The sequence below is a fragment of the Bifidobacterium sp. M0307 genome (assembly GCF_016100445.1).
GTDB lineage: Bacteria > Actinomycetota > Actinomycetes > Actinomycetales > Bifidobacteriaceae > Bombiscardovia > Bombiscardovia coryneformis.
On record NZ_JACFSL010000001.1, the window covers coordinates 1,607,183 to 1,622,695 of the forward strand.

At 57.7% G+C, this 15,513-nt stretch carries 12 protein-coding genes; 6 read left to right on the plus strand and 6 right to left on the minus strand.

Features of this window, described 5'->3' with window-relative positions; genetic code table 11:
• Positions 1–1,167: 1,167 nt before the first annotated feature.
• From H3V08_RS06715 to rpmH, 6 genes are all read right to left on the minus strand, one after another.
• Positions 1,168–2,010: a 16S rRNA (guanine(527)-N(7))-methyltransferase RsmG gene (locus H3V08_RS06715; protein ID WP_232340181.1), complete on the minus strand. Its 843-nt coding sequence runs from the start codon at positions 2,008–2,010 to the stop codon at positions 1,168–1,170.
• Positions 2,011–2,131: 121 nt separating this feature from the next.
• Positions 2,132–2,716, minus strand: coding sequence for a Jag family protein (locus H3V08_RS06720; protein WP_033491035.1), 585 nt, complete (start codon positions 2,714–2,716; stop codon positions 2,132–2,134).
• A 145-nt stretch (positions 2,717–2,861) separates the two neighbouring features.
• The gene (gene yidC, locus H3V08_RS06725) at positions 2,862–3,884 is read right to left on the minus strand and encodes a membrane protein insertase YidC (RefSeq protein ID WP_033498480.1); all 1,023 of its coding nucleotides are present in this window, start codon (positions 3,882–3,884) and stop codon (positions 2,862–2,864) included.
• Positions 3,885–3,886: 2 nt separating this feature from the next.
• Positions 3,887–4,198, minus strand: coding sequence for a membrane protein insertion efficiency factor YidD (gene yidD, locus H3V08_RS06730; RefSeq protein WP_052108982.1), 312 nt, complete (start codon positions 4,196–4,198; stop codon positions 3,887–3,889).
• Positions 4,195–4,659, minus strand: coding sequence for a ribonuclease P protein component (gene rnpA / locus H3V08_RS06735; RefSeq protein ID WP_081830847.1), 465 nt, complete (start codon positions 4,657–4,659; stop codon positions 4,195–4,197). The genes yidD and rnpA overlap by 4 nt, the downstream gene beginning before the upstream one ends.
• 24 nt (positions 4,660–4,683) lie before the next feature.
• Positions 4,684–4,818, minus strand: a complete 135-nt coding sequence (gene rpmH / locus H3V08_RS06740; RefSeq protein WP_033491033.1) for a 50S ribosomal protein L34 — start codon at positions 4,816–4,818, stop codon at positions 4,684–4,686.
• 440 nt (positions 4,819–5,258) lie between these two features.
• Here rpmH and dnaA point away from each other — a divergent pair, with 440 nt between their 5' ends.
• From dnaA to gyrA, 6 genes are all read left to right on the plus strand, one after another.
• Positions 5,259–7,028: a chromosomal replication initiator protein DnaA gene (gene dnaA, locus H3V08_RS06745; RefSeq protein WP_198182033.1), complete on the plus strand. Its 1,770-nt coding sequence runs from the start codon at positions 5,259–5,261 to the stop codon at positions 7,026–7,028.
• Positions 7,029–7,439: 411 nt separating this feature from the next.
• Positions 7,440–8,564 (plus strand): DNA polymerase III subunit beta, encoded by a 1,125-nt coding sequence (gene dnaN, locus H3V08_RS06750; protein WP_198182034.1) that lies wholly within the window; start codon positions 7,440–7,442, stop codon positions 8,562–8,564.
• Between the two features lie 105 nt (positions 8,565–8,669).
• Entirely contained in the window at positions 8,670–9,890 is a 1,221-nt protein-coding gene (gene recF / locus H3V08_RS06755) for a DNA replication/repair protein RecF (protein ID WP_198182035.1), read from the plus strand.
• Positions 9,887–10,384, plus strand: coding sequence for a DUF721 domain-containing protein (locus H3V08_RS06760; RefSeq protein WP_033491027.1), 498 nt, complete (start codon positions 9,887–9,889; stop codon positions 10,382–10,384). Before recF ends, H3V08_RS06760 begins: the two co-directional genes overlap by 4 nt.
• A 261-nt stretch (positions 10,385–10,645) precedes the next feature.
• Positions 10,646–12,685: a DNA topoisomerase (ATP-hydrolyzing) subunit B gene (gene gyrB, locus H3V08_RS06765; protein WP_202961036.1), complete on the plus strand. Its 2,040-nt coding sequence runs from the start codon at positions 10,646–10,648 to the stop codon at positions 12,683–12,685.
• A gap of 43 nt (positions 12,686–12,728) precedes the next feature.
• Positions 12,729–15,482, plus strand: coding sequence for a DNA gyrase subunit A (gene gyrA, locus H3V08_RS06770; protein WP_198182036.1), 2,754 nt, complete (start codon positions 12,729–12,731; stop codon positions 15,480–15,482).
• The last annotated feature ends 31 nt before the right edge of the window (positions 15,483–15,513 follow it).

Here is a 15,513-nt window from a genome sequence, read left to right on the forward strand (position 1 = left end):
ATGTTTTTTGCAACTTCGCTCACTCGACGGCTGAGACTTCAAATAGTCGAGCGCTCCTCAGTCTTTAGCATGGCCAAATAAAATTAGCACTTTAGTTGGGCATAAACAAACCACCTTAAAACAGGTTCGTTTATAGGAACTCCGCTACCACGTCGCCTCAGCATGTTTCAGACAGCGGGTGAGATCGAGAACATCTTCTATCCAACTATGTCTGCTGTTCGTTCCTACCTTGATTGACTTGTTTCTAAGTGAACAGAGGGCAACGTTACATCCTCCATCTCCTACCTTTCTAATGAGACTGTTTCACGTGAAACATCGACAGCCTAACTGCTCCATCCCCCGCATTACGGTTATCAGTTCACTGAAGAGCGCTGGACCATGGGGAAACTCACTTCCCTAGTAAAAGGGTGCTCACCGAAGACAGTCTTGTCTTATGCAGCAGAGTGCGCCAGACCTCATTTGCTCTAGTCTCACTAACGGAATCTAAGGGGTTATAAAACTGAATCGAGAAGCTCATCTTCGCTCTGTCAGTACACCGAAAGCCAAATATCAGAGCTCGGCCATCCTTAACAACCACTCCAAGAGGTCTGTTCACTCTTTCTCGAAGAAACACCAGAGGTTTCCAAAGTCCAAGCAAGAGACTGCATGTTTCACGTGAAACAAATGGCCGGGGAAGCTAATCAGTAATCGAGTATTATGCAGTCTACAAGCAGTCTAGTAGTCCATAAGACTCTGCAAGACAGTTTCTTCAGAAGGTAGAGCTCTGGCCAACCATCTCGTACACATTATTACTTGAAGTCTTATCACGAGGACAGTGTCGGGAGCAGTAATCACACTTCAGCTGCTCTGTAGCCACACTGTTGTTCGGAGAACAGCAGGTCCTAATCATATATGATGCGGCTTGCCCCCAATGCTTATTAGATATGTACCGCTCACTCCACCGATCGTAAATCAAAATGGCAGAAGACAATTACTGCAGCAGCGCAGTGCAGATTGAACGTCTGCAGCGGGATTGTTTCACGTGAAACATCGAAGCAGTTCTATTAGAGCAGTTACGCCAAGACTAATCTATAGAACTGATCTACGGCTAAGCGCTCACCAACAAGGAATTCCAAACGATCCGGCTCCACAAACTACACGCTTGTAATTTCCAGGAACTCTACTCACTCACACCTTATCGACGAGAACCACATGGGTTTCTTCAAGACCCGGACCAACAGGTGCTTCACAGACCCGGGGATTCATCCCACGATTCTTCTTTATCTCTTTTGCGGCCTTGTCTATTTCAGCCTCTGCCGACCTACCCTTCAGTGCTATAAGCCGGCCGCCTGCATGAAGCAGGGGCAGGGTCCAGCCAGTCAGTTTGGTCATGGGTGCCACAGCGCGGCAGGTCACCATATCATATGGCGCTTGAGAAGAATCTCCGACAATCTCGGACTCATTCGCTCCTCTTTCGGAGCCTCGATGATTAGAGCCGCCCATGCCCGAGTTCCCATGACGGGGATGATTCTCTAGACGACGTACTTTCCGGCGACCTGACTTATCCACCTTTTTGGAAGAAGGCATGACCTCCTCGGCACGTTTCCGAAGCACAGTCACGTTCTCCAGGTTCATCTCGTCAATGACTTCACCAAGCCAGAGAACCCGACGCTCCATGGGCTCAATGAGGGTCACATCGCAACTGGGCATGCAGGAGGCGAGCACAATCCCGGGGAATCCTCCACCTGAACCAACATCCGCGATTCTTGGCCCGATTCCTTCAGCCAAGGCCTCCTTAACAAAAGGAACAATGGCCGCAGAGTTGAGGATATGACGTTCCCAGATGATTCCTTGATCGCGCGGACCTATGATTCCGCGCTCTACACCCTCACGGGCTAGCTTCTCATGGAAGACCTTCAGAGGGGCCAGAGCATCACCCAGCACCTGAGCCAGGACCTGATTCCCTTCCAGAACATCGGTCTGGGGCAGATCCATGCCCGCAGAGACTCCATTCCCTGCATCCTTAATCATGCTGTATTCTTTCCAACCTCATAGACCTGCTCCAACAAGCCGGCATCTCACAACAATCCCAATATCAATGCAGGAGAGAACCAGGGACGCTCACGCACCAGCGTCCCTGGTCATGCAAGCCCTACTCTTTGGAATCGAAATCCCCATCAACCTCATCGACCTGGTCAGGGGTATCGAATGTCTCAGGGACGGGCTTGTCGTCGTCCTGATGACCTGCAGCCTTGATGTATACGGAAACGTAACGGTGTGGCTCCTCGCCATGAGACCGGGACTTGAGCCCCTCCTCACGAACCATGTCGTGAACGATTTTGCGCTCAAAGGAGTTCATCGGCGGCATATCAACCTGCTCACCGGTTTCACGGACCTCATCGATGGCATCGAGGGCCCGCTCACGCAGGAGCGACCTCTTCTTCTGCAGGAAGCCATCCACGTCGACGATCAGATGCGACCGCTCCCCCGTCTTCTGCTGCACTGCAAGACGCGTCAGCTGCTGAAGGGCATCCACAACTTCGCCATCATGCCCAATCAGATGCTTGATATCTTCGTCATCATCAGCCACAATCTGCACAGTCGGGCGATGGTTCCGAACTCCCATCTCGATATCACCCTCGTAATCGGCGATATCCAAGAGACCTTCCAAATAGTCGGCGGCAATATCCGCTTCCTCATTGAGCTGGTCAATCGTCTTTTCCTGCTCCTGAGACATTCATAATCTCCTTACACGCGTTTACATTCGTCCGATGACTGGTCGGGCCACTTCTTCAATCGCCATAGAACGAGTGTCCAATACCGAGGATACACGGTCGGGACGATTGCAAACCACCATTCATCTGGTGATTCACCACTTCGAATCAATGACCTTTACGCTTGCGGCGGGGCTGAGTGCGCTGGTGGGATACACCCTTGTTCTTACGGGCTTCCTCCTCGGCCTTCTTGGCCTCAATCAGCTCTTCCTCTTCCAGAGATGGCAGGCCCTGATGACTACGGCGGGCGTTCTCCCGACGGTGATCGCGCTCCTCCTTCTCCTCAGCTGCAGGAGACCCGGGAGTGGGCATGTGCCTCACCTGGAAGAGGGTCCGTCCCAGATTCCAGAGGTTATTGGTCAACCAGTAGATCAGCACGGCGAAGGGGAAGTAGATGCCGGAGAAGATATACATGACCGGGAAGATAAAGGCCATCATCTGCTGCATCTTGTACTGCTGGCCCTGCATGGCCGAGCGCGGCATGTTCTTACGGACGTTGTGGAACTGCGAGTAGAACATGGCCAGGCACATCAGAATGATGAAAACGACGATGACGATGCGGCCGGCTCCCTGGGCCGACGTGAAGTTGTCGGATATCTTCAGGCCGAAGAAGGTGGTGTCTTCGAACTCCTTGGCCACATCGACGTTGAAGGCGCCCAGTGGCTTGCGTACCCCCCGGGCAATGAAGGGGACCGCAGAGAGCACATAGAACATTGTCATGAAGACCGGTCCCTGGACCAGCATGGGAAGGCAGGATCCTGCAGGATTGACGTGGTGGTCCTGGTACAGCTTCATGGTCTCGCGACTCATGGCTTCACGGCTGGCCGGATCATTCTTGTTCTTGTACTTGTTCTGGATCTTCATCAATTTGGGCTGGATGGCCTGCATACGCTGCATGGATCTGAGCTGCTTGATGAAGAGCGGCAGGACGCAGATATTGACCACGATCACCAGAAGAACCACAGACAGGGCCCAGGCCAGCCCCGGCCCGTCGGGCAGACCGATAAGGGTCAGGAACTCGTGGCAGAAGTACATGATGTAGGTCATCAGCCACTCAATGGGGTACAGAATCTTATAGAAGAAGCCGTATATGCCCGTATCGAAAGTAAAGGTTTGCGTGTTCTGGAACATTGTCAGGCCGTCTCCTTGTCCGAGACCATAGGCGTCAGTCTTGGTTCTTCATGGGCCTTGGACCATGAGAATCGATAGAAGGGTGAATACCGTTGTGGCACATCATCGATGCCCCCGCTGTTGAAGGGGGTACACCGCAAAAGACGCAGAAGGGCCAGGAGGGACCCCCTCAGGGCGCCGAAACGCCCGACTGCGGTCAGGGCGTACTGGGAACAGGTCGGGTAGTACAGGCAACGTGGCGGTGACAGCGGTGACAGGTGTCTCTGGTACCAGCGGATGGCACCCTCAAGCACACCGGTCGGAGACAGCGTCACGCCACACCTGCCTCTCCGGTTTCATTCGTCAAGTGGTCAGCTCTTCCCGCACCCCCGGGAACCGACCGGCCTCCACCGACCCTCAAGGTCAGATCACGGAAAAGACGGTCCATCTGCTGATCCAAGTCCTGGAAAGGCACATCGGCCGCACCGGGCTTTGCTCGGATGACCAGGTCACAGCAAGATGGGAGGAGACCCTCCTTGGCGCGGGCCAGTTGGCGGAACCGCCGCTTTACCTTGTTTCTGGTTACGGCATTGCCCACGCTCTTGGATACGGCAAGACCCATGCGACGACGGTCTTGAACCAGCTCGTCACAGGCTGCTTGATCGCCCCGAGCAGGAGGTGAGGTAACCGCCACAGAATCAGGTATCAGATAATGGATGACCAGATCATGACTGCTGACTCGCCTACGCCGTCTGAGCACCGTGGTGAAATCGCGGTGGCTTTTCAGCCGTTCCACCGTCTGCGGGAGGTCGAGTCCGACTCAGGCAGAGAGGGACTTGCGACCCTTGGCCCGACGACGGTTGATCAGGGCGCGGCCCGAGCGGGTACGCATGCGGGCGCGGAATCCGTGCTTCATGTGGCGACGGCGGTTGTTGGGCTGGAATGTCCTCTTCATGATTAATCGCTCCTGGTTGTAGTCATACTCGAGTACGGCTCGTCATGAGTCAAGCTATACTACGGTACACATCAGGCGGGACCGAGTCAAAACAAAATGGTCCCGAGTTCGCCACATTTGCCCCTTCCTCGAGGAACCTCTTGAGTCACGTTCAGGCGAAGGTCGAAATGGAAGAGAACCTGAGACGACTTTTCCCGGCCATCAGCTTTTGGATTCGTGCCCTCCAGGCTGGTGAAATCCCCGTAAACAGAGGGGAATCAAGCATCGGACTTATCCACAAATTACATCACTGTTATTCACATTCGACCATGGAACAACACGCGAGCCTGTGGATAACCTCCTTACAAGGGTGTAACAATGGTCTACTGTCTATCCGTAAGGACGCCACTGAGCACACGCGATGCATCGGGAACGGCCTGGACGTATGAGAGGAGTTGGAGATGGCGCAGGATCCGCTGGATGCCACGGCCCAGGCCAAGAGAATCTGGGACGCGGTTCTGCAGGTGCTTCGCTACAGCAACTCACTCACCTCCCGCGATAAGGGATGGTTGGAGGACATCACCCCCGAGGCCGTGTTCGGCACCACTATCGTGTTGCGTGTCTCCTCAAAGGAAACCCAGGAGGCGGTACAGGGTCCGCTGAGCCAGCCCCTCTTCAACGCCCTCCAGCTGGTCACCAATCAGGAAATGTTCCCCGCCATCAAAATCGTCTACCCCCAGCAGGCCAATTCGGAACAGGGCGAGAATCCTCAGGCAGGCTTCGTGGGCAGCGGGGAATTCAGGCAGGTCCCCAACACCCAGCCAGATGCAGCCAAGGAAGCTGAAGTCCTTCCCTCATATCAGCCCTCCCAGCCGGCCCAAACCGATCAGGGCGAGCAGCAGACTTCAACCGGATGGCAGCCGAACCAGGGAAACCCCGTCTCCCAGGCAGGGGCCGCTCAGGACACCGGTCAAAAGACCCCGATTATTTCGAGCAGCGACTTCCATCAGGGCACCTATGTACCCATGACCCTTGATATGCAGGCGGAACTCGCTGAACAGCCTTCCGTTGTTCCCGTTGGGATACATGAGGGTGAGCAACCGGGTGAGACCTCCCTACCTCAGAAGCACCAACCCTTCTCGGTCCCCCAGTTCCCCATGGGTCAGAACAGGGTGGAGAGGGACTCCGAAACCCATCTCAACAAGAACGCGACCTTTGACACCTTCGTCCCCGGCGACTCCAACCGCTTCGCGAGAACCGTCGCCCTGGCCGTGGCCGAGGGATCCGGGCAGAATTTCAACCCGCTCTGTATTTACGGCAGTTCGGGCCTGGGCAAGACCCACCTGCTCAATGCCATCGGAAATTACGCCCTGGTCAAGGATCCGTCGCTCCGGGTGAGATACGTCAACTCCGAGGAATTCACCAACGAGTTCATTGACGCCCTCCAGAATTCCACCCAGGGGAACGGGCAGATCGCCGAGTTCAACCGACGCTATAGGGAGGTGGATGTCCTCCTGATCGACGACATCCAGTTCCTGGGCGGCAAGGAAGCTACCCTGGACCAGTTCTTCCATACCTTCAATGCCCTGCATGATGCCAACAAGCGCATCGTCATCGCCTCGGACGTTCCACCCAAGAACCTCAAAGGGTTTGAGCAACGGTTGATTTCCCGTTTCGATTCCGGACTGACCGTCGATGTCCAGCCCCCGGACCGTGAAACCCGTGTGGCCATCCTTCGCATGATGGCCTCGATGAACGGGGTCAGCATCCCCAACGAGGTCCTGGATCTGATAGCCGAGCGGTTCACCGAGAATATCAGGGAACTGGAGGGGGCTCTGACCAGGGTCACGGCCGTAGCCAGCCTGAACAATCAGCCGGTCACTCCGGCACTGGCCGAACAGACCCTGCAGGACTTCTTCGCAACCGACATAGAAATCAAGCCGACCGACATCATTACCCAGGTGGCCAAGTACTTCCATCTGACCTTTGATGACATCGTGGGCCGCACCAGGACCAAGAACATCGCTCTGGCCAGGCAGATTGCCATGTACCTGGCCAGGGAGATGACCAGCATGTCCCTGGTCGATATCGGTGAGGTCTTCGGAGGCAGGGATCACACCACGGTCATGCATGCCTATACCCGAATATCCAATGAGATGCAGGAGAAGCGGGAAATCTACAACTATGTCATGGAGTTGACGGTCAGACTCAAACAGCCCGCAAACGCATAGCGACACGCTGGTATGCGGGGGACGAATCAGAAAAGTTATCCACCCACTTATCCCCAGATGTGGGCAAACCTTGGGAATAACCCACCGATTTATCGTGGAAAAGTGGTGGAGTACCAGCGAATAAGCACCCTGAAAATGTGGATATTTCAGAATTTCTCGGCTCCTGTGGATAAATCGGCTTCTTATGCACACTTCCTAACCAGCTTATCCACAATCACCAATCTGCTCTTATCCACCTGGTTGCACGGAAATTAAAACTTATCCACACAATCCACCATGCTTACTACTACGAACTCATGAATATTTATGCAACTCATCATCGTCTCAATCAGACAACCAGGGCAGGCCTGATTGAAAAGCAGACCGGTTCGATAGAATGAATCCAGATCACTCATCGAAAAGAAGGCCCACATGAAAGTCGAAGTCAACTCAGCCGCCTTATCGGACGCCATCGCCTGGACGACGCGCGTCATCCCGTCGCGTCCGGCATCGCCCATCCTGGCCGGCATCAAGCTTGAAGCAAGCGACGGAACACTGAAACTTTCCGCTTTCGATTACGAGGTTTCCGCACGGAACCACATCGAAGCAGGAGTCGACGAACCAGGAACCGCACTGGTCCTGGGCAAACTCCTCGCAGACATAACCAAGTCACTTCCTGCGCAGAAGACCTACCTGTCGACGGAGGGTTCCAAGCTCACCATCACCTCAGGAAAGTCGACCTTCTCACTGCAGCTGATGCCCGATACAGAGTATCCGGACCTCCCTGCAGTTCCCCAAACCATGGGCCAGGTGGATGCCGAGACCTTTGTGCAGTCCATCTCCCAGGCGATCGTCGCCGTTTCCCGTGAGGAGAGCCGACCGGTCCTGACCAGCGTCAAGACCGAAATCAACGGGGACAAGGTGGTCATGACCGCCACCGACCGTTTCCGCCTTTCGCGTTCCAGCTTCACCTGGACTCCGAAGGACAACGACTTCTCCACCTCCATGCTGATTCGAGGCTCCCTCCTGCGGGACATCGCCCGCTCTCTGGATGAGCATCAGAACGTTGTCATGGATTATGAGCAGGACAACCCCACCATCATGGGCGTTGAGAACGCCGGGAAGATATCGACCTCCCAGCTGATCGATGGTGAGTTCCCTGCCGTTGATCGGCTTTTCTCAGACGAATATCCGATTCAGGCGGTCATCTCCCGCCAGGAGCTGATCGATGCCATCAAACGTGTTGCCCTGGTGGCCGAGCGAAATGCCCCGATCAGGATGCTCTTCTCAGGCCAGGAGGTGACCCTCAGTGCAGGAAGTGCTGATGAGGCCCAGGCCAACGAGGTCCTCCCCGTGGACCTGGATGGCGAGGAAATCACTGTGGCCTTCAACCCCGGCTATCTGATTGACGGTCTCAGCGCCATTACCGAACCGTTCGTCCGGGTCAAGATGACCTCGGCCGTCAAGGCCGTGGAGTTCAACGGGCAGCAGGAGAAGGACTCCGAGGAGTCCATGGACTATCGCTACCTGCTGGTTCCCATGCGATTCAACAACTGATCAGTCACCTGCCCGCTTTTGGTCTGCACCGGTTGCGGACCTCTTTTCGAGGAATCCGCAACCGACAGCAGGGCAAGTGGGCCTCCCCATCCGAGGAAGCGTTCCGTGTACATATCCCGCCTGGTACTGGACCATTACCGTTCCTGGAGCACATGCCTCCTGGATCTGGAACCAGGTGTAACCATCCTCAAGGGCAGGAACGGGCTGGGCAAGACCAATCTTGTCGAGTCCATCGAGGTCCTTTCAACCGGAACCAGCCACCGCGTATCCTCCTCCCTGCCCCTGGTGGAGCGAGGACAGAGCAAGGCCACGGTCAGGGCACGGGTTCAGGGAGACGGTGAATCGGACGACTACGAGCTGACCATCGCGGCCAAGGGGGCCAAAAGGGGCCGTATCAACGGCGGGCCGTCCCTGTATATGCGCAGTCTGGTGGGTCAGGTGCCGTGTGTGACCTTTTCGCCGGAAGACCAGCGCATGGTTTCGGGAGAACCCTCGGTCCGGCGGGCCTTCCTGGACCAGGCCGGCGCCCTTCTGGATCCTGACTACTTCAGGAGCCGACAGGCCTTCGCCCATATCGCCCAGCAACGTTCGACCCTGCTCAGGCAGCTGCTCAAACAGGGCGACCAGGGGGCCGACCAACGCAATGCCATCCTTGCAAGCCTGGAAATATGGACCGGGCAGTTCATTCGAGCGGGGTTGGACCTGACCAGACGGCGGGTGGACCTGGTGGCTGCGCTCGCGGAACCGTTCAGGGCCCTGTATGCCGACCTTGCCGGTCCTGGGCAGGAAGCCAGCCTGGACTATGCCCCATCCCTGGATGAAATCAGCAATCAGACGGTATCCGAAGGTTCGGTAGAGGAGGCCGTCAGCCTTCATTTCCAACGAATCTATCCGGGTGAGGTGGCCCGGGGAACCAATCTGATAGGTCCCCAGCGCGATGACCTGGTCTTCGGGCTGAACGGGATGCCAGCCCGTGAATTCGCCTCCAATGGCGAGATGTGGACCCTGGCCCTGGCCTTGAGACTGGCCCTCTTCAAAGTGATTATCCAGTCCAAACAGATCAGGCCGATTGTGGTCCTGGATGATGTCTTCGCCCAGCTTGACGAGGCTCGTAGGAGTCAGATCCTTGCCTTTGCCCGGGATCAGGACCAGGTTCTGATAACCGCTGCGGCGGATGGGGACATCCCCTCGCTGGATGGGGCCCGTCTGGTGGATGTGGATTCCCTGAAGACCGACTCTTCCGAACAGGAGCAGGACGAGGAAATCAGGAAGGCCCTGGCGGATCTGACCCGGAACGGTTCCGTACGGGAGAGTGGCAGGTCATGAGGGCTCCCGTCGTTGAAACACTGCATCTCGATCAACGTCTCCTTCCGGCACGGATCTTCGAGGAGTACACCCGCCAGGCGGCCAAGCAGAAGGATATGAAAGAGAGATCCCTCCAGTCCTGGTTTGAATTCGGCAAGCCGGGCAGGGATCCCAATCGCCTGGGCGGGGTGATTACTTCCTTAGCCACCGGTGGCGGATGGATGCCCCATATGAAGGTGGCCAGTCTACGGAACCGATGGGATACGGTGGTTGGGCCCGGCATAGCCGCCCACTCGCGGGTGGTCTCCTACAAGGACGGTGTCCTGGTCGTCCAGGCCCAGACCACGGTATGGGCCACCCAGCTGACCTACCTGGTCCCACAGCTCAAGGAAGCGATTTCCAAGCGCCTGCAGATGCCTGTGACGGAGGTCAGGGTGACAGGTCCCCACAACTACTCCTTCAGGAGGGGACGCTTTGATCCACCCGGCCGGGGTGTGCGCGACACCTATGGGTGATTCCGAGGAGGAGTGAATCAATCAAGGTACTTCCTGAGCTTTCTGAGAGCCCAAAGTCATATAAGGCTGGTAATCTATAGGACAGACGGTCAAACGCTTTCAAGACCCCTTTATGGACGATTTGGAATGTAATGACCATGGCAAAGTCCTTCGTGCAACCGTGTACGTATCTGATTACCGGGATGGTGCGAAGGTGCAGAAAGGAATACCGTGGCAGATCTTAATGCTGATCCGTCTGAAGATTCACCTGAGCAGGAGGGGTTGAAGCCCCAGGAACAGCTGGACAGTGCCCAGCTGGATGACTCCCTCTCCCCTGGTCATTATGACGCCAGCGATCTGAAGGTTCTGGAGGGGCTGGAGGCCGTGCGCATCCGTCCCGGTATGTATATCGGTTCCACAGGTCCCCGCGGCCTGCACCACCTGGTCTATGAGATCGTCGACAATTCGGTCGACGAGGCGCTCGCCGGGTATGCGGACCATATCGAAGTGACCATCCTTCCCGATAACGGCATCCGCGTTGTCGACAACGGTCGTGGCATCCCCGTTGACGAGGTCCCCGGCGAGGGGAAGAGCGGCGTTGAGGTGGTCATGACCAAGCTCCACGCGGGCGGCAAGTTCGGTGGCGGCGGCTACGCGGTCTCCGGAGGTCTGCACGGCGTGGGCATCTCCGTGGTCAACGCCCTCTCCACCCGCATCGATGTTCAGGTGCGGCGTCAGGGCTATCACTGGCATCAGAGCTTCCGCGACCAGACCCCCAACGCTCCCCTTTCCAAGGATGAACCCCTGGGGCCGGACGAGCATACCGGCACCTCGGTCACCTTCTGGGCGGATCCGGCGATATTCGAAACAACGGAGTATGACTTCGAGACCCTGCGCAGCCGCTTCCAGCAGATGGCCTTCCTCAACAAGGGGCTTCGCATCACCCTTACCGACCTGCGTCCCAATGAGGAGACCGGTGACGAGGTCGCCGGCGAAGAGGAGAACCCGGACGAAAAGGGTCAGACCGTCAGCTATCAGTATGCCAACGGCATCAAGGACTATGTAGACTACATGGTCAAGGTCCGCAAGGCCTCTCCGGTCGAGGAGGACATCATCGATTTCGAGGCCGAGGACCTCGATATGGGCATATCGGCCGAAATCGCCATGCAGTGGACAACCTCCTACTCCGAGTCGGTCCACACCTTCGCCAACACGATTTCGACCACCGAGGGCGGAACCCACGAAGAGGGCTTCCGTGCTGCCCTGACCACCATGGTCAACAGGTACGCCCGGGAGAAGAACATCCTCAAGGAGAAGGACGACAACCTTTCCGGCGACGATGTGCGTGAGGGACTGACGGCCGTCATCTCGGTGAAGCTGACCAACCCCCAGTTCGAAGGTCAGACCAAGACCAAGCTGGGCAACTCGGAGGCCAAGGCGTTTGTGCAGCGGGTGATGACCGAGCGGATGACCGACTGGTTCGATTCCCACCCATCCGAAGCCAAGAGCATCATCCAGAAGGCCATTGAGGCCTCGCACGCCCGTCTTGCCGCCAAGAAGGCCCGTGAGAACACCCGGCGCAAGTCCATCTTCGAGACGGCGGGCATGCCTGACAAGCTCAAGGACTGCCAGTCCAGCAACCCCGAGGAGTGCGAGCTCTTCATCGTGGAGGGTGATTCCGCAGGCGGTTCCGCCATTCAGGGCCGCAATCCCATGACCCAGGCCATTCTGCCGCTGAGAGGTAAGATCCTCAATACGGAACGGGCCAGCCTGGACCGCATGATGAAGTCCGACACAATCGAATCCCTGATTACGGCCGTCGGCGGCGGTTACGGCGAGGAATTCGACATCAACAAGGTGCGCTACCACAAGGTCATCATCATGGCCGATGCCGATGTTGACGGTGCCCACATCGCCACCCTGAACCTGACCCTCTTCTTCCGCTATATGAGGCCCATGATCGAGGCCGGCTATGTGTATGTGGCCATGCCTCCTCTGTACAGGCTCAAGTGGACCAAGGGCCCCCATGACTTCGTCTACACGGATGCCGAGCGCGACAGGGTGCTGGCCGAGGGCAAGTCCTCCGGCCGTCAGCTCCCCAAGGGCGAAGGAATCCAGCGCTACAAGGGTCTGGGAGAGATGAGCTACCAGGAGCTCTGGGAGACCACCATGGACCCGGAGAACCGCATCCTCAAGAAGATCCACATCGAGGATGCCGAACAGGCCGATGAGACCTTCACCATGCTCATGGGAGACGAGGTCGAACCCCGCCGTCTCTTCATCCAGCGCAACGCCCATGACGCACGGTTCATCGACGCCTGAGCAGGACGCCTCCTCTGTTCACCATTTGAGTTAAGGATCGATTTTGGCAGACGACAACAACAACGGCAATAGTTCGGACCAGGAGGGCATCAACCTGCCCGACGGGTCGCGCGAACCGCTGAGCCCCCAGGAGATGGACAACACCGATTACGGTCTTCTCCAGGGTGAGCGGATTCAGCCCATTGACCTGCAGCAGGAGATGCGAGAGTCCTACCTCTCCTACGCCCTTTCTGTGATTGTGGAGCGTGCACTCCCCGATGTCCGTGATGGCATGAAGCCGGTGCACAGGCGGGTCATCTACGCCATGTACGACGGCGGTTACCGCCCCGACAGGGGATACAACAAGTGCTCCCGCGTTGTGGGCGACGTGATGGGTAAATACCACCCCCACGGTGACGCGGCCATCTACGACACGATTGTGCGACTGGCCCAGTCCTGGTCCATGCGTTACCCTCTGATCGACGGACAGGGCAACTTCGGCTCCCCCGGCGACGATCCGGCCGCCGCCATGAGGTACACGGAGTGCCGCATGGCGCCCCTGGCCATGGAGATGGTCCGCGATATCGACAAGGACACGGTCGATTTCATCCCCAACTATGACGGCAAGACACAGGAACCGACCGTTCTGCCCTCCCGCTTCCCCAACCTCCTGGTCAACGGTTCGGCCGGTATTGCGGTGGGTATGGCCACCAACATTCCGCCCCACAATCTGCGTGAGGTCGCCCAGGGCGTGCACTGGGCCCTGGACCATCCGGAAGCCTCCAAGGAGGAACTCCTCAATGCCCTGATTAGCATCATCAAGGGGCCTGACTTCCCCACGGGTGCAACCGTCCTGGGACACAAGGGCATCGAACAGGCCTATCGGACCGGCCGTGGTCTCATCACCATGCGGGCCGTGGTCAACACCGAGGAGATCCGTGGCCGCATGTGCCTGGTGGTCACCGAGCTCCCCTACCAGGTCAACCCCGACCGGCTTGCCTCCTCCATCCGTGAGGCCGTGCGTGATGGGAAGATCCAGGGTATTGCCGACATGCGGGACGAGACCTCCGGCCGTACAGGTCAGCGTCTGGTTCTGGTGCTCAAGCGTGATGCCGTGCCCAAGGTGGTCCTGAACAACCTGTACAAGCACACCCAGCTTCAGCAAACCTTCGGTGCCAACATGCTGGCCCTGGTCGACGGGGTGCCTCGCACTCTGAGCCTCGATGCCTTCATCCGGCATTGGGTGGACCACCAGCTGGATGTGGTTGAGCGCCGTACCCGCTACCTCAAGCGCGAGGCCGAGGAACGCGATCACATCCTCCAGGGGTACCTGAAGGCCCTGGATATGATCGATGAGGTCATCGCCCTGATTCGGTCCTCCAAGGATGTCGAATCGGCCCGGACCGGTCTGATGGACCTCCTGGATGTGGACGAGGTCCAGGCCGATGCCATCCTGGCCATGCAGCTGCGCCGTCTGGCCGCCCTGGAACGGCAGAAGATCCTGGACGAGCATGAGGAACTCATGCGCAAGATCGCGGACTACAACGACATTCTGGCCCATCCGGAACGTCAGCGCTCCATCGTGGGCGAAGAGCTCGATGAAATCGTCGACAAGTATGGCGATGAGCGCCGCACCAAGATTGTTCCCTACTCGGGCGAGATGAACGTCGAGGACCTGATTGCCGACGAGAACGTTGTGGTCACGGTCACCCATTCCGGGTTCGTCAAGCGGACCAAGGCGGATGAGTACAGGGCACAGCATCGTGGAGGCAAGGGTATCCGTGGCACCAAGCTGCGTGAGGACGATGTGGTGGACCACTTCTTCCTGACCAGTACCCATAATTGGCTGCTCTTCTTCACCAACAAGGGCAGGGTGTACCGGATCAAGGCTTATGAGCTGCCCGAAGGGTCCCGCGACTCCAAGGGTCAGCATGTGGCCAACCTCCTCCAGCTGAGTCCGGGCGAGAGTATCGAACAGGTCCTCTCCCTGCACGGATATGACGACGCGGAGTACCTGGTCCTGGCCACTCGGACCGGCAAGGTCAAGAAGACCCGCCTGGCCGAGTACGATTCGCCCCGCCAGGGCGGCCTGATCGCCGTTCGTCTGATGGAGCTCGGCGCGGCCGAGGGCGGTGAAGATGGGCAGGACGGTGTGCTGACCGATGAACTGGTTGGTGCCGCACTCTGCAACGCGAAGGATGACATCATCCTGGTTTCCCGCAAGGGTATGAGTGTCAAGTTCCCCGCCAATGACGAGACCTTGCGCCCCATGGGCCGGCAGACCACCGGTGTTCAGGGAATGAAGTTCCGCGAGGGTGACGAACTGCTCAGTATGGACGTTGTCACCGAGGAGTCCGACGAGGACCTCCTGGTGGTCACCGATGAGGGCTTTGCCAAGCGTACGGCCCTGAGCGAGTACCGTCTCCAAGGACGTAATGGATACGGGGTCAAGGCCATTGCCATGGTCGAAGGCCGTGGATCACTGGTGGGTGCCCTGGTGGTGGACGAGGATGACCAGATCATGGCCATCATGAAGTCAGGCAAGGTAATCCGTTCCGACGTGGCCGAGGTCAAGCGGACCGGACGCAACACACAAGGCGTGACACTGGCCAAGCCCGACAAGGGTGACGAGATTCTCTCGATTGCCAGGAACGCCGAAAAGGACGAGGCCGACCAGGAGACGGATGGTGCCTCCCCCGATCAGGGCGAGGTCATCGCCCAGGCCGCTCCCCTGGCTGCACAGGAACAGCCCATCGCCACTACGGGTACCGGCGAATCCGCCCCCGCCGACAGCGGATCCGAGGGTGACGGGGAATGACATCTGCTGCGATGGGCGGTGTAATGCCGCC